Raw genomic sequence first — 19,887 nt, forward strand, 5'->3', positions numbered from 1 at the left:
CGGCCAACCAGGTCAGCTCACGTTGGCCGGGCCGAGGACGCTCTTCAGGTCACCCATCAGCGCGGTGGTCGCCGCCACCCGGAACGGGCCCAGCCGCAGGGTGGTGGTGCGCCCACCGTTGAGCAGCTTGACGTGCACCTCGGTGTCACCGGGGTGCAGCACCAGGGTCTCCTTGAGCCGTTCCACAAGCGGCGGCGTGCACCGGTGCACCGGGATGGTGAGGGTGACCGGCTTGTTGGTGGCGCTGGTGCTGACGTCCGGCATGGACATGTCCATCGCCATGATCCGTGGGGTGTCGTCGCGGCGGTCCACCCGACCCTTGACCACCACGATGGCGTCCTCGGCGATGTACTGCCCGATCACTTCGTAGGTGTTGGGGAAGAACAGCGTCTCCACCCCACCGGCCAGGTCCTCGAGCGTGGCCGAGGCCCAGGCCCGCCCCTGCTTGGTGACCCGCCGCTGCACCCCGGAGAGGATGCCGGCGAGTGTGACGACAGCCCCGTCCGGCACCGCCCCGTCCTCGGCCAGGGACGCGATGGTGGTGTCGGCCGCCGCGCCCAGGATGTGCTCGAGGCCGAACAGGGGGTGGTCGGAGACGTACAGGCCGAGCATCTCCCGCTCGAAGGCCAGCTTGTCGCGCTTGTCCCACTCGCCGTCGCCGATGACCGGCATCACCGTCGTGCTGCCGGTGTCGGCGTCACCGAAGCCGGCGCCGAACAGGTCGTACTGGCCGACGGCCTCCTTGCGCTTGACGTCGGCGTACGCGTCGATGGCGTCGGCGTGCACCGCGAGCAGCCCCTTGCGGGGGTGCTCCATCGAGTCGAACGCGCCCGCCTTGATCAGCGATTCGATGGTCTTCTTGTTGCAGACCACCGCGTCCACCTTGGACAGGAAGTCGTAGAAGTCGGTGTAGTCGCTCTTCTCCTGGCGGCACCGCATGATCGAGGCGACCACGTTCGCGCCGACGTTGCGGACCGCGGCCAGGCCGAAGCGGATGTCCTTGCCGACCGGCGTGAACGGCCCGGCCGAGGTGTTCACGTCCGGCGGCAGCACCTGGATCCGCATCCGGCGGCACTCGGACAGGTAGAGCGCCATCTTGTCCTTGTCGTCACCGACGGACGTGAGCAGCCCCGCCATGTACTCGGCCGGGTAGTGCGCCTTGAGGTACGCGGTCCAGTAGGACACCAGGCCGTACGCGGCGGAGTGCGCCTTGTTGAAGGCGTACCCGGCGAACGGCACCAGCACGTCCCACACGGCCTGGATCGCCTCGTCGGAGTAGCCGCGCTCGCGGCAGCCGTCCCGGAACGGGATGAACTCCTTGTCGAGGATCTCCTTCTTCTTCTTACCCATCGCGCGGCGCAGCAGGTCCGCCTGACCGAGGGTGTAGCCGGCGAGGATCTGCGCGGCGCGCTGCACCTGCTCCTGGTAGACGATCAGGCCGTGCGTGGGCGCCAGGATCTCCCGCAGCGGCTCCTCCAGCTCCGGGTGGATCGGCGTGATCTCCTGGAGGCCGTTCTTGCGCAGCGCGTAGTTGGTGTGCGAGTCGACGCCCATCGGGCCGGGCCGGTACAGCGCCAGGACGGCGGAGATGTCCTCGAAGTTGTCCGGCTTCATCAACCGCAGCAGCGACCGCATCGGCCCACCGTCGAGCTGGAACACGCCGAGGGTGTCACCGCGGGCCAGCAGCTCGTACGCGGCCTTGTCGTCCAGCGGCAGGCCCAGCAGGTCGAGCTTGAGGCCGTGATTCAGCTCGATGTTCTTGACCGCGTCGTCGATGATCGTCAGGTTGCGCAGGCCGAGGAAGTCCATCTTCAGCAGCCCGAGCGACTCGCAGGTCGGGTAGTCGAACTGCGTGATGATCGCCCCGTCGGCGTCGCGGCGCGTCAACGGGATGTGCTCGATGATCGGCTCGGCGGACATGATGACGCCGGCGGCGTGCACACCTGTCTGCCGGATCAGCCCCTCGATGCCCTTGGCCGTGTCGATCACCTTGCGGACGTCCGGGTCGGAGTCGTACAGGCCCCGGATCTCGCCGGCCTCGGCGTAGCGGGGGTGCTTCGGGTCGAAGATGCCGGTCAGCGGGATGTCCTTGCCCATCACGGCCGGTGGCATCGCCTTGGTGATCCGGTCGCCGACCGCGTACGGGAAACCCAGCACCCGGGCCGAGTCCTTGATCGCGGCCTTCGCCTTGATCGTGCCGAAGGTCGCGATCTGGGCGACCTTGTCCTCACCCCACTTGTCGGTGACGTACTTGATCACCTCGCCGCGCCGACGCTCGTCGAAGTCGATGTCGACATCCGGCATCGAGACACGCTCGGGGTTGAGGAACCGCTCGAAGATCAGGCCGTGCTGGATCGGATCCAGGTCGGTGATGCCCAGCGCGTACGCCACGAGCGAGCCGGCGGCCGAGCCACGGCCCGGACCCACCGCGATGCCCTGCTTCTTCGCCCACTGGATGAAGTCGGCGACCACGAGGAAGTACGACGGGAAGCCCATCTGGTTGATGACGCCCAGCTCGTACTCGGCCTGGACGACGTGGCCCTCCGGGATGCCGTTCGGGTAGCGGCGGGCCAGCCCGGCGAAGGTCTCCTTGCGGAACCAGGACTCCTCGGTCTCACCCTCGGGCACCGGGAAGCGCGGCATCAGGTTGTGGAACTCGAACATGCCCTTCGGGTCGACCTTCTCGGCCACCAGCAGGGTGTTGCGGCAGCCCTGCTGCCACAGCTCGGACGAGTCGACCGCCCGCATCTGGTCGGCGCTCTTGACGAAGTAGCCGCCACCCTCGAAGCGGAACCGGTTCGGGTCGTCGATGTTGCTGCCGGTCTGCACGCACAGCAGCACGTCGTGCGCGGTCGCCTGCGCCTCGTGCGTGTAGTGCGAGTCGTTGGTGACGACCGGCGGGATGTCGAGCTTGCGGGCGATCTCGGTGAGACCCTCGCGGACCCGACTCTCGATGGAGAGGCCGTGATCCATGATCTCCAGGAAGTAGTTCTCCTTGCCGAAGATGTCCTGGTAGCTCGCGGCGACCTTGAGCGCCTCGTCGAACTGCCCCAGCCGCAGCCGGGTCTGCACCGCGCCGGACGGGCAGCCGGTGGTCGCCATGATGCCCTCGGCGTGCTCGGCGATCAACTCCATGTCCATCCGGGGCCACTTGACGTAGTGCCCCTCCATGGACGCGCGCGAGTTGAGGGTGAACAGGTTCTTCAGACCCCGGGCGTTCTTCGCCCACATGGTCTTGTGGGTGATCGCGCCGTTACCCGAGATGTCGTCGCTCTTCTGCTCCGGCCGACCCCACTTGACCCGCGCCTTGTGATAGCGCGACTCCGGCGCCACGTACGCCTCGACGCCCAGGATCGGCGTGATCCCGGCGGCCATCGCCTGGTTGTAGAAGTCGTTCGCGCCGTGCATGTTGCCGTGGTCGGTGATCGCCACCGCCGGCATGCCCAGCCGGTTGGCCTCGGCGAACAGGTCCTTCAGCCGGGCCGCTCCGTCGAGCATCGAGTACTCGGTGTGCACGTGCAGATGCGCGAACGAATCAGCCATGCCTGGCGCCCCCCGGCGGTGTGGATCTCGGTGGTCGGAGCCGACCGGGACCTACCCTACCGAGGTGATCTCGGCGGCTCCACCGTCCGCGCCGAGGGTGGTCCGCGTCTCCCCCACGACTATTCTCGGAACATGGCGAGGTATTACGACGTACACCCGGAGAACCCGCAGCCACGGGTCATCGGCCAGGTCGCGGACCTGATCCGCGGCGGTGGGCTGGTCGCGTACCCGACGGACTCCTGCTACGCGCTCGGCATCCAGTTGGGCAACCAGGACGGCCTGGACCGGATCCGCCAGATCCGCCACCTCGACGACCGGCACCACTTCACCCTGGTCTGCCGGGACTTCGCGCAGCTCGGCCAGTTCGTGCAGATCAACAACGCGGTCTTCCGCCTGGTGAAGGCGTCCACGCCGGGCAGCTACACGTTCATCCTGCCGGCCACCAAGGAGGTGCCGCGCCGGATGCTGCACCCGAAGAAGCGGACCGTCGGCGTGCGGGTGCCCCGGCACACCGTGACCCAGGCGCTGCTCGCCGAGTTGGGCGAGCCGCTGGTGTCGAGCACCCTGGCGCTGCCCGGCGAGGACGAGCCGATGACCCAGGGCTGGGAGATCAAGGAACGGCTCGACCACCAGCTCGACGCGGTGCTCGACGCCGGCGACTGCGGCAAGGAGCCGACGACGGTGATCGACCTGTCCGGGCCCGAGCCGGAGATCCTGCGCCGGGGCGCCGGCGACGTCTCCCGGTTCGAGTAGCGCGGGTCGGGTGCCGGACCGGACGAGGGCGGGCCACCGCCGCCGGCCGTACGCTTGAGGATCGGCCACCGGCGAGCATTGGACACCCGGCATGCCCGACCCCCCGGACCTCGACGCCCTGGCCCGCCGCGCCGCGCAGGGCGACCCGGCGGCGCTGGACGCCCTGCTGGTCGCGGTGCGTCCGGAGGTGCTGCGGCTGTGCGCCCGATTCCTGCCCAACCGCCAGGACGCCGAGGAAGCCTGCCAGGACACGCTCCTGGCGCTGGCCGGCGGCGTCGACCGATTCGAGGGTCGCTCCTCGTTTCGCACCTGGCTGCACCCGCTGGCCGCCAACCGGGCCCGCTCCACGTACCGCACGCTGCGACGCCGCTGTCGACTGGAGGCCGGCGGCGTTCCGGTGCCCGACCAGGCCGATCCCCGACGGACCAGCGTGGTCGCGGGCACCCGCCTCGATCTGCTCGACGCGTTCGACTCGGTCCACCCCGACCACGCCGAGGTGGTGGCCCTGCGCGACGTCCTCGGGCTGAGCTACCCCGAGATCGCCGCCCTGCTCGACGTGCCGGTGGGCACGGTGAAGTCCCGGTTGCACCTGGCCCGGCGGCAGGTCCGGCAACGGCTCGGCGCCGGATGAGCCCGGCGTCGTCCCGCCGGCTCGTCGTCGTCCTCGCGGCCACCGTGGGGGTCGCCGCATGTCGGAGCGGCCGAAACGGGGCTTGGGCAAACACGATGATGTCGTAGTGGACAACAGTGTGTGCCACACAGTATGGTGTGACACATGGTTAGCGAGGATGTTCTACGGACGCACCTGCAGGAGCTGCGTCGAGGCACCGTCGTGGTGGCCAGCCTGGTCGCGCTCCGCCGACCGGACTACGGCTACGCACTGCTGCAACGGCTCACCGACCACGGCTTTCCGGTCGACGCCAACACGCTCTACCCGCTGCTGCGCCGCCTGGAGGACCAGGGCCTGCTGACCAGCGAGTGGAACACCGAGGAGAGCCGGCCGCGCAAGTTCTACCGGACCAGCGACGAGGGCGAGTCGATGCTGAGCCGGCTCCTGGACGACCTCGCCGCCGTACAGACCTCCATCACCGGGCTGATCCAAGGAGTGGACCGATGAACACCCTGACCGACCGCTACCTGGCCGCCACCCTGCGCTCGGTGCCCGCCCAGCGGCGCGACGAGATCGCGACCGAGCTGCGCGCCTCGATCGAGGACATGATCGAGGACCGGACGGGGGGCGGCGAGGACGCGGCGGCCGCCGAGCGGGAGGTGCTCACCGAGCTGGGCAACCCCGACCGGCTGGCCGCCCGCTACGCCGACCGCCGACTCCAGCTCCTCGGCCCCACCTACTACCTGGTCTGGTTGCGGCTGCTGAAGCTGCTGCTCAGCTTCATCCCGGCGCTCGCCGGCACGGTGGTCACGGTCGTCAACGTGGTCGAGGGCAAGGGCTTCGGCGCCATCGGGCCGGGCCTCGTCGTCGCCCTGCACGTGGCCGTGCACATCAGCTTCTGGCTCACGCTGACCTTCGTCCTCATCGAGCGGTCCCAGCCCACCGCCGACCTGCCCGACTGGACCGTCGACGAGCTGCCCGACGTCCCCGCGCACCGCGACATCTCCCTCGTCGACACCATCGCGTCGGTGGCCATGCTGGTGCTGACCATCGGCTACCTGCCCTTGCAGCACTACCAGTCGTGGGTGCGTGCCAGCGACGGCGACAACATCCCCGTCCTCGACCCGGCGCTCTGGTCGTTCTGGCTGCCGGCGCTGATCGTCGTCCTGCTCGCCATCGCGGTGTTCGAGATCGTCAAGTACCGGATCGGGCGCTGGAGCTGGCCCCTGTTCGCGGTGAAGGCGCTGCTCAACCTCGCGTTCACGGTGGCGCTGGCCGGGCTGGCGCTCTCCGACGCGCTGCTCAACCCGGCCCTGGGCGAGCGGCTGAGCTGGCTGGCGGACGCGGACAACCGCAACCTTCTCAACGCCCTCATCGCGCTGGGCGCCGCAGTGGTGCTGGTGTGGGACCTGATCGACACGGCCCTCAAGACCCGTCGCCAGACGACCTGAGCGACAGCGGAGACGGCGGCCCGGCGCGGACACCGCGTCGGGCCGCCGCACGTCGGCGCGCGGTCACCGCCGGTCCGTCCGGATAGCGGGCGCGGCCGGCGACGTGGCATCGTTCCCGGATGACCGAGGCACAGCGCGACGAGTGGCGGCGTCCGGGCCCGACGGCCCAGCAGCGGCGGATCGACCTGTGGATCGGGCTCGCGGTGACCGGGCTGGCGCTGGTCAGCCTCACCCTGGCCCGCAGCACCGGGGCGTTCCTGCTGGGGCCACCGCCGTCCGGGCTGGAGCAGCTGTTCTGGACCGTCGCGGTGACGCTTCCGCTGGTCGGGCGGCGGCGCTGGCCGGCCGCCACCCTGCTGGTCGTCGCGGTGGCGTTCATCGCCGCGCAGGCCCGGTCGGCGCCGGAGACCCAGTTCTCCGCGTGGGCCCTGTTCTGCGCCCTCTACACGATGGGCGCCTGGGGACCGGACCGCCGGGTGGCCCGCCGGCTGCGGATCGGCGTGATCGCCACGATGTTCGCCTGGCTGGGCGTCTACTACGCGGTGACGATCGACCACATCCCGCCCGGCGCCTTCGACGACGCGGTCGGCCCGGTGCCGCCGGTGCTCGCCGCGATGGTCAGCGGCGTCCTGGTCAACGTGCTGGTCTTCGGGTTCGCGTACTTCTTCGGCGAGACCGCCTGGGTGGCCGCGCGGCGCGAGCACGAGCTGCGCGAACAGGCCGAGGAGCTGCGCCGGTCCCAGGCCGAGGGCCGGGAGCGGGCGGTGCTCGGCGAACGGGTCCGGATCGCCCGGGAGCTGCACGACGTCGTCGCCCACCACGTGTCGGTGATGGGCGTACAGGCGTCCGCCTGCCGCCGGGTGTTCGACCGCGACCCGGGCAAGGCCCGCACGGCACTCACCGCCATCGAGCAGAGCGCCCGCACCGCCGTCGACGAGCTGCGCCGGATGCTCGGCGTGCTGCGCGCCTCCGGCGACGGCGACGTTGAGCGGCCCGCGCCCGGCGACGTCGAGCGCATCGCCGAGCTGGTCGAGCGGGCGCGGGCCGCGGGCCTGACGGCCACCCTCGGGGTGTACGGCGAGCCCGTCGCACTGCCCGAGTCGGTCTCGCAGGCTGCCTACCGGGTGACGCAGGAGGCGGTGACCAACACCCTGAAGCACGCCGGGGCGGATCTGCTGGATGTGCGGGTCCGCTATCTGGCCCGGGAGGTGGAGGTCGACGTGACCGACGACGGACGGACCGGCGGCCGGGCCGATGCCGCCGGGCTCGGCCTGATCGGGATGCGCGAGCGGGTCACCGCGCACGACGGCGAGCTGGAGGCCGGGCCCCGGGCCGGCGGGGGTTGGCGGGTCCGTGCCCGCTTCCCGCTCGCGGACCCGGCGATCGGCCGGCAGCGCGAAACCGGAGACGGACGGTCGTTGACGGCCGGGGCGGGGCGGTCGTCGTGAGCACCGCATCGATCACCCCGATCCGGGTGCTGCTCGCCGACGACCAGCATCTCGTGCGCACCGGCTTTCGGATCATCCTGGAGGTGGAGGACGACATCACGGTGGTCGGTGAGGCCGCCGACGGCGCGCGGGCCGTCACCATGGCCCGCGCCACGCGCCCGGACGTGGTGCTGATGGACGTGGAGATGCCCGGCATGGACGGGCTGGAGGCCACCCGGCGGATCACCGACGACGGGCCCGACGCACCGGCGGTGCTGATCCTCACCACCTTCGACCGCGACGACTATCTCTTCACCGCGCTGCGGGCCGGGGCCAGCGGTTTCCTGCTCAAGAACGGCACACCCGAGGAGCTGATCGAGGCGATCCGGGTGCTGGCCCGCGGCGACGGTCTGCTCGCCCCGGAGATCACCCGCCGGGTGATCTCCACGTTCGCCCGTCCCGGTGATCCGGCGGGCACCGCGCACCGGGGGACCGATGCCGAGGCCGCGCTGGGCGAGCTGACCCCGCGGGAACGGGAGGTGCTGGTGCTGCTCGCCGCCGGCTCGAGCAACGCCGAGATCGCTGCGACGATGTGCCTCGGCGAGGCGACGGTGAAGACGCACGTGAGTCGGGTGCTGGCGAAACTGGGCCTGCGCGACCGGGTCCAGGCGGTGGTGTTCGCGTACGAGAACGGGGTGGTCCGCCCCGGCGGATGACCGGTGTCCGTCGCTCGGCGGACCCCTCGGCTTAGCCCCCGGAGGGATGGCGGGCCGACGGGTTCGATCTAGCGTGGACGCGTGACGAGAACGCTCCAACTCGACGGCGTCGACCGCAGTTTCGGCGACCGGCAGGTGCTCAAGAACGTGTCCTTCGAGGTGGCCGCCGGCCGGATGACCGGCTTCGTCGGCGCCAACGGCGCCGGCAAGACCACCACCATGCGGATCATCCTGGGTGTGCTCGCCCCCGACGCCGGGGAGGTGAGCTGGGGCGGCGCGAAGCTCACCCGGCAGGACCGCCGCCGCTTCGGCTACATGCCGGAGGAACGGGGCCTGTACCCCAAGATGACCACGCGGGAGCAGGTCGCCTATCTGGGCCGGTTGCACGGCCTGGACGCCCCCGCCGCCCGCCGCGCCACGGACGCTCTGCTGGAGCGGGTCGGGCTGGGTGAGCGCGGCGACGACCTGCTGGAGACGCTGTCGCTGGGCAACCAGCAGCGGGCCCAGATCGCCGCCGCGCTGGTGCACGACCCCGAGGTGCTGGTGCTCGACGAGCCGTTCTCCGGTCTCGACCCCCTCGCCGTCGACACGGTCGTCGCCGTGTTGCGCGAACGCGCCGCTGCCGGAGTGCCGGTGCTGTTCTCCAGCCACCAACTCGACGTGGTGGAGCGCCTCTGCGACGACCTGGTGATCATCAATGACGGGGTGATCCGGGCCGCCGGAAGCCGTACGCGGCTGCGCGACTCGTACACCTCGCCCCGCTTTGAGCTGGTGGTGGCGACCGACGCCGGCTGGGTCCGCGACCAGCCCGGGGTCACCCTGGTCGAGCTGGACGGCGCGCGGGCGGTCTTCGACCTGCCGGTCGGCGCCGACGAGCAGCCCATCCTGCACGCGGCCCTCGCCCGCGGCCCGGTCCGCGCCTTCCGCCCGGTCAGCCCCTCGCTCACCGAGATCTTCCGAGAGGTCACCCAGTGAACGTCACCCAGGCCACCCGGCTGGTCGCCGAACGCGAGATCCGGGTCAAGCTCCGCGATCGCACCTTCCTGTTCGGCACGCTGTTCTTCCTGGTGATCGCCGCCGCCGGCACCATCCTGCCGCCGTTGCTCTCCGGCGGCCCGAAGAGCGTGGCCGTCACCCAGGACGCGGCCGGCCCGCTGCGCGCCGCCGGGCTCGACGTCCGGGTGGTAGCCGACGACCGGGCCGCCGAGCAGGCCGTCCGCGACGGGGACGTGGACGCCGCGGTCGTCAGCGGTCCGGCGGTGCTCGCCATGGACGACGCACCTCACGAGGTGGTCCGGGCGCTGAGCATCGCGCCGCCGGTGCGCCTCCTCGACCCCGACGCGGTCGACCCGGTGGTGGCGTTCCTGGTGCCGTTCGTGTTCGCGTTCGTCTTCTTCATCACCTCGCAGACCTTCGGCCTGCAGATCGCGCAGAGCGTCACCGAGGAGAAGCAGACCCGGATCGTGGAGATCCTGGTGGCGGCCGTGCCGGTACGGGCGCTGCTGGCCGGCAAGGTGATCGCCGGGGGCATCCTGGCGCTCGGGCAGATCGCGCTGATTGGTCTCGTAACCGTCCTCGGCATGCGGATCGGTGACAGCGGGGACCTGCTCACCCTGCTCGCTCCGGCGATCGGCTGGTTCGTGCCGTTCTTCCTGCTCGGCTTCGTGCTGCTGGCCGCGATGTGGGCGGCGGCCGGCGCCCTGGTCAACCGCCAGGAGGACATCGCCGGTGTGTCGACACCGGTGCAGCTCGCCGTCATGCTGCCGTTCTTCGCGGTGATCTTCCTGAACGACAACGCGACCGCGATGCGGGTGCTGTCGTACCTGCCGTTCTCGTCGCCCACGGCGATGCCGCTGCGGCTGTTCACCGGCGACGCGGCCGGCTGGGAGCCGATCGTGTCGCTCGCCGTCCTGCTGGTCGCCGCCGGCGCCTTCGTGGTCGCCGGGGCCCGCGTCTACGAGGGTTCGCTGCTCCGCACCAACGGCCGGACCTCGCTGCGCGCCGCCTGGCGGGAGCGGGAGAGCATCGGCTGACCCGCGAGGGCCCACGCGGGCGTCGGTGTCCTGAGCGGACACCGGCGCCCGTCGCGTACACCGGCCACCCGACCAGATGTTTCTCGTCGATCGGGGGCGGAGTGCTGACCGACCACACGGCCGGCGCGGCTCACACGGCAGTCGCCCGTGGTCAGCGGGTGGGCACCGAGGCCCAGCCGGCCGGCAACCGGGGCGCCGACCAGGCCGGATCGGGTTGCCACCGCGCCCACGCCGGATCCCACCACCGCTGACCCGCGTCGAGCAGGGCGGCGATCCGGTCGCCCTCGCCGCGGATCGCGTCCGCCATGCCCGGGTAGCGCCCCTCGACGAGGCGCTGCGCGAACATCTCGACGTCCTTCCAGACGTACCGGTCGTCGTCCGCGCCCCACCACAGGTCCAGCTCGTGGTCGAGAGTGTCCACCCCGATCGGGGTACGCCGCAGCGGATCCTGCAGGTTGAAGTACCAGCCGGCGAAGTCGCGCTGCGGGCCCGTCCAGAACACGTCCACCGAGTGCGCCTCGCCCGGCCGGTGCAGCATCAGCTTGCCGTGCCCCGACCAGGAGCGGTGGCCGGCCGTCTCCCACGGGTGCCGGCCACAGGGGAAGACGCCGTCGGTCGGGAAGCCGAACTCCGCCCCCGGCGGGAGGTAGAGGGCGAGCAGGTCGGGCGAGTCCTCGACGCAGATCGTCGGGCAGCCGAACCAGACCTCGCCCCGCAGGATCTCCCGCCGGACGACCACCTCACCCGGCGCGAATCGGCGTTCCACCATCTCCCCCGGAACCTCCTCGTTCGCTCCCCGAGGAAGGAAGCCTACGGCCGCCGCTCCCCTAGACGAATAAGTCCTAACTCAAGACGGGGCTGGGGTTGCGGCGAAGGGCGCTGGTCATCCGCTTTGGCTGCCCGCCGTGTCGGACTGCTGTTGAGCGGTATACCTCAGAGGTATGAATATGACTCTGAGGTATACCGCTTACGACCGCATCCGCCCCGACGGAGGTGACCGAGGGTCACCGCTGGCCGCGCCCACCGCCCCAGCCAAGATTAGGAATTATTCGTCTAGGAGGAGTCAGAGGCTGGACAGCGGGCGTCGACGCGACCACCCTGTGCGGTTGGAGCTGTGCTTCGGCGACAGCTTCGCCGGGAGGGCCGACGGCTCCCGCCGGGCGCCCGGCGGCGCCGGGGCGCTTGATCGACTCCGTTTCACGGAAAGCGGGGTATCCCCACGCGTCGGACACCCCCACTTCCATGATGTCGAGTCGATCACGCGTTGGGTGCTACTCGGCGGCCTTGGCGTGGGTCACGAACGCGGCCCAGGCCGCCGGGGAGAAGGTGAGCGCCGGCCCCTCGACGTCCTTGCTGTCCCGGATGGCCACGACACCGGGAAGGTTGTCCGCGACCTCCACGCAGTTGCCCTCATTGCCACTACGTGTGCTCGTGCGCCAGCGGGCACCGGTCAGATCACTCATCGTAGGTCTCCTTGATCACTGTGCTCACCAGATCCTCCGAGGCGCGCTCGGGCAGGGCAAGATCCCAAAGCGCCTGCCAGACCTCAGAGTACGTCTGGACCTCCGCCGGACGATCGAGGTAGAGGCCACCGGTCAGCGACTCGCTGTAGACCGTGCTGGGCTCCGCCGGCCGGGTGCCGATTGCCGGAAAATCGAGCAAGACGAAGGCTCCGGCAACGGATGCCCGGTGCGGTCCGATCCCCAGCGGCAGCACCCGGACGGCGATGTTCGGCGCTTGAGCGGCGTTGACCAGGTGAGCGAGTTGCATCCGCCAGCCCTCGATGTCATCGATGGGTCGGCGGACCACGGCTTCGTCGATCACGACATCAAGACGCGGGGCCGCAGGACTGCGCCTGGTCAACAGCTTCTGTCGCTGCATCCGTAGGGCGACCTTCTGCGCCACCTCCTGCGGGGTACGCCCGGGTTTGGTCTCGAACACCGCGGCCATGTACTCCGGGGTCTGGAGGAGTCCGGGAATGAGGGTCGGCTCGTACTGGCGGATGGAAGAGGAGGCGGCCTCCAGTCCCACGTACAACTCGAACCAGCCCGGGATCACCTCGTCATAGGCGTGCCACCACCCCCGGGACTTGCTCTCCCGGGCAAGACTGACCAACACCTCGGTCAGTTCGGCAGACGTGCCGTAGAGCTGACACATCAACACCACGTCATGAGTACGCAGCGCAGTCTGGCCACTCTCCAACCGGTACATCTTGGCGCGGGACCATTCGAGGTCATTGGCGGCAGCCTCAAGGTTGATTCCGGCTTCCTCACGTGCCTGGCGCAGAAGCCGCCCGAGTTGCCGCCGTGGGACTGACGAACCGACCTCACTCATTCGGCCTCCGGTCTCACCTCTCGTGGCCTGTCTGTCTCATCTGGAACAGCATGGCCGGCCAAACGAGACGCCGTCAATCTCGAAGCGCGGTTTTCGGTGTGAGACGTTGCAGATCGTTGGCCGGCAACGGAATCCTGCCTGCTAGATGCCCTACTCGCATTGACTTCGGGAGGCAGGCCGTGTGCCGTTGGAAGTGGTTTCACCGACCGGATGAGCCAGTCGACGTGGTGGAGCGGACCCGGTTCCCGGGCCGGGCTGGCGCCTACCGGCGCACCACGCCGCTCGCGTCGAGCGAGGAGAAGAGCGCGGCGTCGCCCCAGCGAGGTGATCGCCATGATGGGTGAGGAGCCCCGACCCGAGCCGCCGTTCCTCGTGACGATGGCGAGCTACGTGATCGACTTTCATCATCGCAACGTCTGCACCAGGTGCGGCCCGGATGGTTCGTGTCCCCGGCTGGTCGAGGCAAGTGATCATCTCAAGGCGTGGCGCGACCGGAAATCCGGCGGCCGTGCGGGCGGGTGACCTCTTTCAGGTCACCCGCGCGGCGAGGATCCAGTTCAGCCGGCCGATCCTGTTCCGCGTCATCCGCGTTCTCGACTGGCCAACCTATGACGGGTGGGTCTGGCTCGACGGCTACGAGGTGGGGCCGAGACTGGACGCGATCGCCCGACGGTCGATCGTCGTGCGGCCTGCCGGGCTGCTGCCGGTGGCACCCGTCATCCCGAGCCGATCAAGGGGGCGCTGACACACGTCAGGTCGCCGATATGGGGGCAACCGCTCGCGCGGACACCCCCACATCGGCGACCTGGTGTGGATCACGCCGGGCAGGCCGGGCAGGCCGGACCTCAGGCGTCGACGGCCGCCATCACGTCGTCGCTGACGTCGAAGTTCGCGTAGACGTTCTGCACGTCGTCGCAGTCCTCCAGGACGTCGATCAGCTTGAAGATCTTGCGGGCGCCCTCTTCGTCGAGCGGGACGTTCATGCTGGGGATCAGGGAGGACTCGGCCGACTCGTACTCGATGCCGGCGTCCTGCAGCGCGGTGCGCACCGGAATCAGGTCGGTCGGCTCGGAGACCACCTCGAACGCCTCACCGAGGTCGTTGACCTCCTCGGCGCCGGCGTCGAGCACGGCCATCATCACGTCGTCCTCGCTGGTGCCCTCCTTGGGCACGATCACCACGCCCTTGCGGGAGAACATGTACGACACCGAGCCGGCGTCGGCGAGCGAGCCGCCGTTGCGGGTGAGCGCGGTGCGCACCTCGGTCGCGGCCCGGTTGCGGTTGTCGGTGAGGCACTCGATGAGCATGGCCACGCCGTTCGGGCCGTACCCCTCGTACATGATGGTCTGCCAGTCGGCGCCGCCGGCCTCCAGGCCGGAGCCGCGCTTGACGGCGCGGTCGATGTTGTCGTTCGGCACCGAGCTCTTCTTCGCCTTCTGGATCGCGTCGAAGAGCGTCGGGTTACCGGACGGGTCGCCGCCACCGGTCCGCGCGGCCACCTCGACGTTCTTGATCAGCTTGGCGAACATCTTGCCGCGCTTGGCGTCGATGACGGCCTTCTTGTGCTTGGTCGTCGCCCACTTTGAGTGGCCGGACATCTTCTACCTCCGTCTGTCATTGCACGCCTGCGTCGACTGCCGCACCGATTCCGCGCCGCATCGGCGATCCGGCGGCCGGTCGGCCCCGCGGGAAGTGCCGCGCCGGGCGACGGCCCTGCCGAACCGCGACAATCTTACCGAGGTCACACCCCGCCATGTCACGCCCGGGACCGGCCCGGGGCGGCGGCACGGCGCCGGGGCCTGCCCAGACCAACGATCCGGGGGCGGGATTCATGCCCGCCACCGCGCTTCCGCCGCTCAGGCGGCGCGCACCAGCTCCACGAAGTACGCGTGTACGCGCAGGTCACCCGTCAGCTCAGGGTGGAACGAGGTGGCCAGCAGGTTGCCCTGCCGCACCGCCACGATCCGCTCGGCGGCCGGGCCGCCGGTCACCTTCCCGATCACCTGGACGGCCGCGCCGACGCGCTCAACCCACGGCGCGCGGATGAACACCGCGTGGAACGGCTCCCCCGGCACGCCGGCGACCTCCACCGGCGCCTCGAACGAGTCGACCTGCCGGCCGAACGCGTTACGCCGTACGGTCATGTCGATCCCGGCGAAGCCGCGCTGGTCGGCCCGACCGTCCAGCACCTCGGTGGCCAGCATGATCATGCCGGCGCAGGAGCCGTAGACCGGCATGCCGTCGGCGATCCGCTTGTCGATCGGCTCACGCATCTCGAAGATGTCGGCGAGCTTGCTGATGGTGGTGGACTCGCCCCCCGGGATCACCAGCCCGTCGACCGCGTCCAGCTCGCTCGGGCGGCGGACCGGGCGGGCATCCGCGCCCGCCGCGGCCAGCGCCGCCACGTGCTCCCGGACGTCGCCCTGGAGCGCGAGCACACCGATGGTGGGTCGGTTCATCCTCACCAACCGCGCTCGGCCAGGCGGTGCGGCTGCGGGATCTCGTCGACGTTGATGCCGACCATCGCCTCACCCAGACCCCGGGAGACCTTCGCCAGCACATCCGGGTCGTCGTGGAAGGTGGTGGCCTTGACGATCGCGGCGGCCCGCTGAGCCGGGTTGCCGGCCTTGAAGATGCCGGAGCCGACGAAGACGCCCTCCGCGCCGAGCTGCATCATCATCGCCGCGTCGGCCGGCGTGGCGATCCCGCCGGCGGTGAACAGCACCACCGGCAGCTTGCCGCTCTCGGCGACCTCCTTGACCAGCTCGTACGGGGCCTGCAGCTCCTTCGCGGCGACGTACAGCTCGTCGGCCGGCAGCGAGGACAGCCGGCGGATCTCCTGGCGGATCTTGCGCATGTGGGTGGTGGCGTTGGAGACGTCACCGGTGCCGGCCTCGCCCTTGGAGCGGATCATGGCCGCGCCCTCGGTGATCCGGCGCAGCGCCTCGCCCAGGTTGGTCGCGCCACAGACGAAGGGCACGGTGAACGCCCACTTGTCGATGTGGTTCGCGTAGTCGGCCGGGGTCAGCACCTCGGACTCGTCGACGTAGTCGACGCCGAGCGACTGGAGGATCTGCGCCTCCACGAAGTGACCGATGCGGGCCTTGGCCATCACCGGGATGGACACCGCCTCGATGATCCCGTCGATCATGTCGGGGTCGCTCATCCGGGACACCCCGCCCTGCGCGCGGATGTCGGCGGGCACCCGCTCCAGGGCCATCACCGCGACCGCGCCGGCGTCCTCGGCGATCTTGGCCTGCTCGGCGTTGACGACGTCCATGATCACGCCGCCCTTGAGCATCTCGGCCATGCCCCGCTTCACGCGGGCCGTGCCGACGACGGGGGCGGTGCCGGTGGTCGAGGCGGTGGTTTCGGGCACGGGTCATCGCTCCTTGGACGTGCGGTGGGGGTGGCAGCGGAAATGCTACGCACTGGTCAACGCCGCGCCGACAGCCAATCAGACCCCCGGTGGCCTGCACTGTGGCCCTGCTCACCGCCGCGCCGGCCCGCCCCGGTCAGCCTCCGCCCGCCCCGATCAGCCGGCCGGAACGTCGGCCGGCACGACGAGCGTCGGGTCGTCGATGTCGAAGTAGCGCGGCCACTCCCGGCCCCGCCCCATCCGAAACAACCGCACCAGCGGACGACTGCGCGCCGACCGGGCGTCGCGAACCAGGTCGGTGTGCACCTGCCGGGACAACGCGAGACGGCGGCTCGCCGCGATGACCGCCGTGCAGTCCGGATCGGCCGCGTCCAGCCGCACCGAGCGCAACTGCCGGGTCAGGTCGTTCTCAGCCGCCTCCCGCTCCTGCGGCGGAGCGTCCAGCGCGATCCGGGCCGCCGCGTACAACTCGACGCCGAAACGCCGCTCCGCCAGCACCGCCGCGGCCGCTGCCCGGCGCAGCAGGTGGGCGTCGAGGGCCCGCGCCGCCAGCTCCGCGCGGCCCTGCAGCCGCTCGACCCGGCCGGCGGTCCAGATGAGGTACGCCGCAAGCACCCCCACGAGCACACTCGCGGCCACCACCCACCACATGTGCGGCATCGTAGTGCTGCTCCGTTTCTCCTCCGTTGCGCACGCCCGCGCCGGTCACCGGCGTCACCAGCCGCACCATCCGTCACGCGGGTCAGCCCAGCCCCACCCATTCCTGGTCGATGACCCGCCCGTCGGTCGCCTCGATCGCCGCTGCGTATACCTCAAGAACACGCCGAGCAACCACCGGCCAGTCGAAATTCGCCACCACCTGATCGCCGCAGGCGCTCAGCGTGGCCCGCCCGGCCGGGTCGTCGAGCAGCTCGGACAGGGCGTCACGCAATCCCACCGCGTCTCCGGTCGGGAACAGCCGCCCCGCCCGCCCACCGTCGAGCACCCGGCGGAACGCGTCCAGGTCACTCGCGATCACCGTGGTGCCGGCGGCCAGCGCCTCGGTGAGGATCATCCCGAACGACTCGCCGCCGGTGTTCGGCGCCACGTACAGGTGCACGCTGCGCAGCATCCGGGCCTTGTCCGCCTCGGAGACCAGCCCGAGGAACGTCACCCGCTCCCGCAGCACGGCCGGGAACTGGTCGTACAGGTCGTCCGGGTCACCCGGGCCGGCGACCAGCAGCCGCAACCCCGGGCGGGTCGCCGCCAGCGCCACGAAGGCGTCCCGCAGCACCGGGAAACCCTTGCGCGCCTCCGTGAACCGGCCCAGGAAACCCACCGTGCCGCCGGTGCCCGGCCCGCACTCCCCCGGCCAGCCTGGCAGCGGCTCGGCGTCGGCGAACTTCGCCACCGCCACCCCGTTGGGGATCTCCACCGCGCCGCCGTCCATGTGCTCGACCTGCACCTTGCGGGCCAGCGCGCTCACCGCGATCCGGGCGGTGATCCGCTCCAACACGATCTGCAGCACACCCTGCGCGGCGGCCAGCACCCGCGAACGGGTCATCGCCGTGTGGAACGTGGCCACCACCGGGCCGCGAGCGGAGAGCACCGCCAGCAGCGACAGGCTCAACGTCAGCGGCTCGTGCACGTGCAGCACGTCGAAGTCACCGTTGGTGAGCCAGCGCCGGACCCGCGCGGTCGAGACCGGGCCGAACGCGATCCGGGCCACCGACCCGTTGTACGGCAGCGGCACCGCCCGGCCGGCGGACACCACGTACTCCGGCAGCGGCGAATCCTCATCCGCCGGAGCGAGCACGCTGACCTCGTGACCGAGCACGATCAGCGCCTCGGCGAGATCCATGACGTGGTTCTGCACCCCGCCGGGGACGTCGAACGAGTACGGGCACACGATGCCGATCCGCATGCGTCAGCCCACCCCTTCAGCCCTGGCCGGGGGCTGACGAGGGCAGCGCCGTGCCCTCCCCCGCCCTCCTCTGGTCCAACCACATCCGCTGCAACATGTGCCAGTCTTCCGGATGCCGGGCGATACCCGCCGCCAGACCGTCGGCGATCAGCTGGGTCAGCGACCGGACCCGCTGGTCCAGAGGCCCCACCTCGGGCCCGGGCACCGGCAGCGGGCCGGCGAGCGAGGCGCACGCCACGTCCTGCTCGTACCACAACGAGGCCACGTACAGCGGCGCTCCGGTGTGCAGGGCGAGCAGCGCCGGCCCGGCCGGCATCCGAGTCTTCCCACCGAAGAAGTCCACCTCCACCCCCCGGGCGGAGAGGTCCCGGTCGGCCAGCAGCGGCACCACCGCGCCGGCGCGGACGCGGTCCAGCAGCACGTCGAACGCCGGACGCGGGCCACCGTGGGTGGGCAGGATCTCCATCCCGAGCTCGGCCCGGAAGGCCAGGAAACGCTCGTACACGCCCTCCGGCTTGAGCCGCTCCATGACTGTGGTGATCGGCCAACCGGTGGCCGCGACCCAGGCGCCCGCGGCATCCCAGTTGCCTGCGTGCGGCAGCGCCACCACCGCGCCCCGGCCGGCGGCCACGTCGGCGGCGAGCAACTCCGCGCCGTCGAGGCGGAACCCGGCCAGGATCTGCTCCCGGCTCAACGCGGGCAGCCGGAACGCCTCCATCCAGTACCGGGCGTACGAGCGCAGCCCGCGCTTGACGAGATCGTCCAGCTCCGCCTCGGGCAGCTCCGGGCCGACCACCCGGCGCAGGTTCGCGCGCAGTCGGGCCGTACCCCCGCCACCGCCGCGATGGGCGCGGTCCGCGCCCGCCTGGAACGCCGCCGCCACCAACGGCCGGGGAAGCGCGCGGACCAGCCGCCATCCGGCGACGTAGCCCAGCTCGGTGAGGTTCACGCGGCCCGGCCGCCGGTCGTCCGACGCCGGGTCGCCGGCAGCCCGCTCACGCCTGGCCGTCCGGCTGGAGCTGCTGGGCCTGGCGGTAGACGTGCGCCACCCGCTGCCCCACCGTGAAGATCGAGATGGCGGCGAGCAGCCAGAGCGCGATCTCCAGGGCCGGCTTCACGCCGACGCCCGTGAGGATCCCGCCGACGCCGACGATCAGCAGCCGCTCGGTGCGCTCGGCGATGCCCACGTTGCAGGTCATGCCCAGCCCTTCGGCGCGCGCCTTCACGTAGGAGACGAGCCCGCCGGCGGCCAGGCACAGCAGCGCGGCGGCCACCCCGGAGTGGTCGCCCCGGGTGGCCAGCCAGTAGGCCACCGCGCCGAAGACGGCGCTGTCGGCGACCCGGTCCATGCTTGAGTCGAGGAACGCGCCGAAGCGGGTGGAGCCGCCGCTCATCCGGGCCATCGTCCCGTCGAGCAGGTCGGTGAGCGCGAACACGGTCACGATCAACGCGCCCGCGACCAGGTGGCCGCGGGCACCGAAGCCGAGCGCGCCGATGAGCACACCAACGGTGCCCGCGACGGTGACGGCATTGGGAGTGACGCCCGCGCGCAGGAGGGCACGTGCGATCGGCTCGACGACGCGGGTCATCCCCGCGCGGGCCGACACTTGGAAGATCTTCGCCATGGCGGTCCCCACGATAACGGTCCGCCCAGGTCCGGCGATACGGCCGGTCCCTGCGACCCGCCCGGGGCAGGCTTGTGCCTGTACGGCAACGGGTGTGAGATCGAGCCGGGAGG

20 protein-coding genes are annotated in these 19,887 nt (G+C 70.9%); 9 read left to right on the forward strand and 11 right to left on the reverse strand.

What is annotated here, in order from left to right:
* Positions 1 to 12: 12 nt before the first annotated feature.
* Complete coding sequence (dnaE, locus tag ACFYPR_RS17130; protein ID WP_387260791.1) at positions 13 to 3,543, reverse strand: DNA polymerase III subunit alpha; 3,531 nt, start codon at positions 3,541 to 3,543, stop codon at positions 13 to 15.
* Positions 3,544 to 3,675: 132 nt separating this feature from the next.
* Between dnaE and ACFYPR_RS17135 the strand changes: the two genes are divergently transcribed.
* From ACFYPR_RS17135 to ACFYPR_RS17170, 8 genes are all read left to right on the forward strand, one after another.
* A complete protein-coding gene (locus ACFYPR_RS17135; protein ID WP_387260793.1) occupies positions 3,676 to 4,296 on the forward strand; it encodes an L-threonylcarbamoyladenylate synthase in 621 nt (206 codons plus the stop codon).
* Positions 4,297 to 4,387: 91 nt separating this feature from the next.
* The gene (locus tag ACFYPR_RS17140; RefSeq protein ID WP_355065699.1) at positions 4,388 to 4,927 is read left to right on the forward strand and encodes an RNA polymerase sigma factor; all 540 of its coding nucleotides are present in this window, start codon (positions 4,388 to 4,390) and stop codon (positions 4,925 to 4,927) included.
* Between the two features lie 144 nt (positions 4,928 to 5,071).
* Positions 5,072 to 5,413 (forward strand): PadR family transcriptional regulator, encoded by a 342-nt coding sequence (locus ACFYPR_RS17145; protein WP_110564981.1) that lies wholly within the window; start codon positions 5,072 to 5,074, stop codon positions 5,411 to 5,413.
* Positions 5,410 to 6,357 (forward strand): permease prefix domain 1-containing protein, encoded by a 948-nt coding sequence (locus ACFYPR_RS17150; RefSeq protein WP_387260796.1) that lies wholly within the window; start codon positions 5,410 to 5,412, stop codon positions 6,355 to 6,357. The genes ACFYPR_RS17145 and ACFYPR_RS17150 overlap by 4 nt, the downstream gene beginning before the upstream one ends.
* Positions 6,358 to 6,476: 119 nt before the next feature.
* Positions 6,477 to 7,805: a sensor histidine kinase gene (locus ACFYPR_RS17155; RefSeq protein WP_387260798.1), complete on the forward strand. Its 1,329-nt coding sequence runs from the start codon at positions 6,477 to 6,479 to the stop codon at positions 7,803 to 7,805.
* Positions 7,802 to 8,500 carry a response regulator gene (locus ACFYPR_RS17160; RefSeq protein WP_387260801.1) on the forward strand — a complete coding sequence of 233 codons (699 nt, stop codon included), beginning with the start codon at positions 7,802 to 7,804 and terminating at the stop codon, positions 8,498 to 8,500. Before ACFYPR_RS17155 ends, ACFYPR_RS17160 begins: the two co-directional genes overlap by 4 nt.
* Before the next feature lie 81 nt (positions 8,501 to 8,581).
* Positions 8,582 to 9,475 carry an ATP-binding cassette domain-containing protein gene (locus tag ACFYPR_RS17165; protein ID WP_355136300.1) on the forward strand — a complete coding sequence of 298 codons (894 nt, stop codon included), beginning with the start codon at positions 8,582 to 8,584 and terminating at the stop codon, positions 9,473 to 9,475.
* Positions 9,472 to 10,533 carry an ABC transporter permease gene (locus ACFYPR_RS17170; RefSeq protein ID WP_363937048.1) on the forward strand — a complete coding sequence of 354 codons (1,062 nt, stop codon included), beginning with the start codon at positions 9,472 to 9,474 and terminating at the stop codon, positions 10,531 to 10,533. Before ACFYPR_RS17165 ends, ACFYPR_RS17170 begins: the two co-directional genes overlap by 4 nt.
* A gap of 151 nt (positions 10,534 to 10,684) precedes the next feature.
* On the opposite strand, the gene ACFYPR_RS17175 is transcribed toward ACFYPR_RS17170, so the two are convergent.
* The 3 genes from ACFYPR_RS17175 to ACFYPR_RS17185 all read right to left on the reverse strand — a co-directional run bounded on the left by ACFYPR_RS17175 (position 10,685) and on the right by ACFYPR_RS17185 (position 12,867).
* Positions 10,685 to 11,302 (reverse strand): DUF402 domain-containing protein, encoded by a 618-nt coding sequence (locus tag ACFYPR_RS17175; RefSeq protein WP_354861815.1) that lies wholly within the window; start codon positions 11,300 to 11,302, stop codon positions 10,685 to 10,687.
* A 502-nt stretch (positions 11,303 to 11,804) separates the two neighbouring features.
* A complete protein-coding gene (locus ACFYPR_RS17180; protein ID WP_387260803.1) occupies positions 11,805 to 11,996 on the reverse strand; it encodes a DUF397 domain-containing protein in 192 nt (63 codons plus the stop codon).
* Positions 11,989 to 12,867, reverse strand: coding sequence for a helix-turn-helix domain-containing protein (locus tag ACFYPR_RS17185; RefSeq protein WP_387260806.1), 879 nt, complete (start codon positions 12,865 to 12,867; stop codon positions 11,989 to 11,991). The genes ACFYPR_RS17180 and ACFYPR_RS17185 overlap by 8 nt, the downstream gene beginning before the upstream one ends.
* Before the next feature lie 436 nt (positions 12,868 to 13,303).
* On the opposite strand from ACFYPR_RS17185, the gene ACFYPR_RS17190 reads away from it, so the two are divergent.
* Entirely contained in the window at positions 13,304 to 13,612 is a 309-nt protein-coding gene (locus ACFYPR_RS17190; RefSeq protein ID WP_387260808.1) for a hypothetical protein, read from the forward strand.
* A gap of 100 nt (positions 13,613 to 13,712) precedes the next feature.
* Here ACFYPR_RS17190 and ACFYPR_RS17195 read toward each other — a convergent pair whose 3' ends face one another.
* The 7 genes from ACFYPR_RS17195 to pgsA all read right to left on the reverse strand — a co-directional run bounded on the left by ACFYPR_RS17195 (position 13,713) and on the right by pgsA (position 19,774).
* Complete coding sequence (locus ACFYPR_RS17195; RefSeq protein WP_139587604.1) at positions 13,713 to 14,465, reverse strand: YebC/PmpR family DNA-binding transcriptional regulator; 753 nt, start codon at positions 14,463 to 14,465, stop codon at positions 13,713 to 13,715.
* 258 nt (positions 14,466 to 14,723) lie between these two features.
* Complete coding sequence (gene pdxT, locus ACFYPR_RS17200; protein ID WP_354861804.1) at positions 14,724 to 15,326, reverse strand: pyridoxal 5'-phosphate synthase glutaminase subunit PdxT; 603 nt, start codon at positions 15,324 to 15,326, stop codon at positions 14,724 to 14,726.
* Between the two features lie 2 nt (positions 15,327 to 15,328).
* Complete coding sequence (gene pdxS / locus ACFYPR_RS17205) at positions 15,329 to 16,246, reverse strand: pyridoxal 5'-phosphate synthase lyase subunit PdxS (RefSeq protein WP_354861802.1); 918 nt, start codon at positions 16,244 to 16,246, stop codon at positions 15,329 to 15,331.
* 156 nt (positions 16,247 to 16,402) lie between these two features.
* On the reverse strand, positions 16,403 to 16,906 hold the full coding sequence (locus ACFYPR_RS17210; RefSeq protein ID WP_354861800.1) for a hypothetical protein: 504 nt from the start codon (positions 16,904 to 16,906) through the stop codon (positions 16,403 to 16,405).
* Positions 16,907 to 16,988: 82 nt separating this feature from the next.
* Positions 16,989 to 18,149, reverse strand: a complete 1,161-nt coding sequence (locus ACFYPR_RS17215; protein WP_387260812.1) for a glycosyltransferase family 4 protein — start codon at positions 18,147 to 18,149, stop codon at positions 16,989 to 16,991.
* 16 nt (positions 18,150 to 18,165) lie between these two features.
* Entirely contained in the window at positions 18,166 to 19,098 is a 933-nt protein-coding gene (locus ACFYPR_RS17220) for a phosphatidylinositol mannoside acyltransferase (RefSeq protein ID WP_387260815.1), read from the reverse strand.
* A 46-nt stretch (positions 19,099 to 19,144) separates the two neighbouring features.
* Positions 19,145 to 19,774: a phosphatidylinositol phosphate synthase gene (pgsA, locus tag ACFYPR_RS17225; RefSeq protein WP_354861795.1), complete on the reverse strand. Its 630-nt coding sequence runs from the start codon at positions 19,772 to 19,774 to the stop codon at positions 19,145 to 19,147.
* Positions 19,775 to 19,887 lie beyond the last annotated feature (113 nt).

Source organism: Micromonospora sp. NPDC005254 (assembly GCF_042872525.1).
GTDB lineage: Bacteria > Actinomycetota > Actinomycetes > Mycobacteriales > Micromonosporaceae > Micromonospora.

Coding starts and splice junctions, on each gene's coding strand:
- dnaE (WP_387260791.1), bottom strand. CDS start 3,543: ATGGCTGATTCGTTCGCGCATCTGCACGTGCACACCGAGTACTCGATG.
- ACFYPR_RS17210 (WP_354861800.1), bottom strand. CDS start 16,906: ATGCCGCACATGTGGTGGGTGGTGGCCGCGAGTGTGCTCGTGGGGGTG.
- ACFYPR_RS17155 (WP_387260798.1), top strand. CDS start 6,477: ATGACCGAGGCACAGCGCGACGAGTGGCGGCGTCCGGGCCCGACGGCC.
- pgsA (WP_354861795.1), bottom strand. CDS start 19,774: ATGGCGAAGATCTTCCAAGTGTCGGCCCGCGCGGGGATGACCCGCGTC.
- ACFYPR_RS17185 (WP_387260806.1), bottom strand. CDS start 12,867: ATGAGTGAGGTCGGTTCGTCAGTCCCACGGCGGCAACTCGGGCGGCTT.
- ACFYPR_RS17180 (WP_387260803.1), bottom strand. CDS start 11,996: ATGAGTGATCTGACCGGTGCCCGCTGGCGCACGAGCACACGTAGTGGC.
- ACFYPR_RS17175 (WP_354861815.1), bottom strand. CDS start 11,302: ATGGTGGAACGCCGATTCGCGCCGGGTGAGGTGGTCGTCCGGCGGGAG.
- ACFYPR_RS17150 (WP_387260796.1), top strand. CDS start 5,410: ATGAACACCCTGACCGACCGCTACCTGGCCGCCACCCTGCGCTCGGTG.
- ACFYPR_RS17190 (WP_387260808.1), top strand. CDS start 13,304: ATGGTTCGTGTCCCCGGCTGGTCGAGGCAAGTGATCATCTCAAGGCGT.
- ACFYPR_RS17145 (WP_110564981.1), top strand. CDS start 5,072: ATGGTTAGCGAGGATGTTCTACGGACGCACCTGCAGGAGCTGCGTCGA.
- ACFYPR_RS17195 (WP_139587604.1), bottom strand. CDS start 14,465: ATGTCCGGCCACTCAAAGTGGGCGACGACCAAGCACAAGAAGGCCGTC.
- ACFYPR_RS17140 (WP_355065699.1), top strand. CDS start 4,388: ATGCCCGACCCCCCGGACCTCGACGCCCTGGCCCGCCGCGCCGCGCAG.
- ACFYPR_RS17215 (WP_387260812.1), bottom strand. CDS start 18,149: ATGCGGATCGGCATCGTGTGCCCGTACTCGTTCGACGTCCCCGGCGGG.
- ACFYPR_RS17135 (WP_387260793.1), top strand. CDS start 3,676: ATGGCGAGGTATTACGACGTACACCCGGAGAACCCGCAGCCACGGGTC.
- pdxT (WP_354861804.1), bottom strand. CDS start 15,326: ATGAACCGACCCACCATCGGTGTGCTCGCGCTCCAGGGCGACGTCCGG.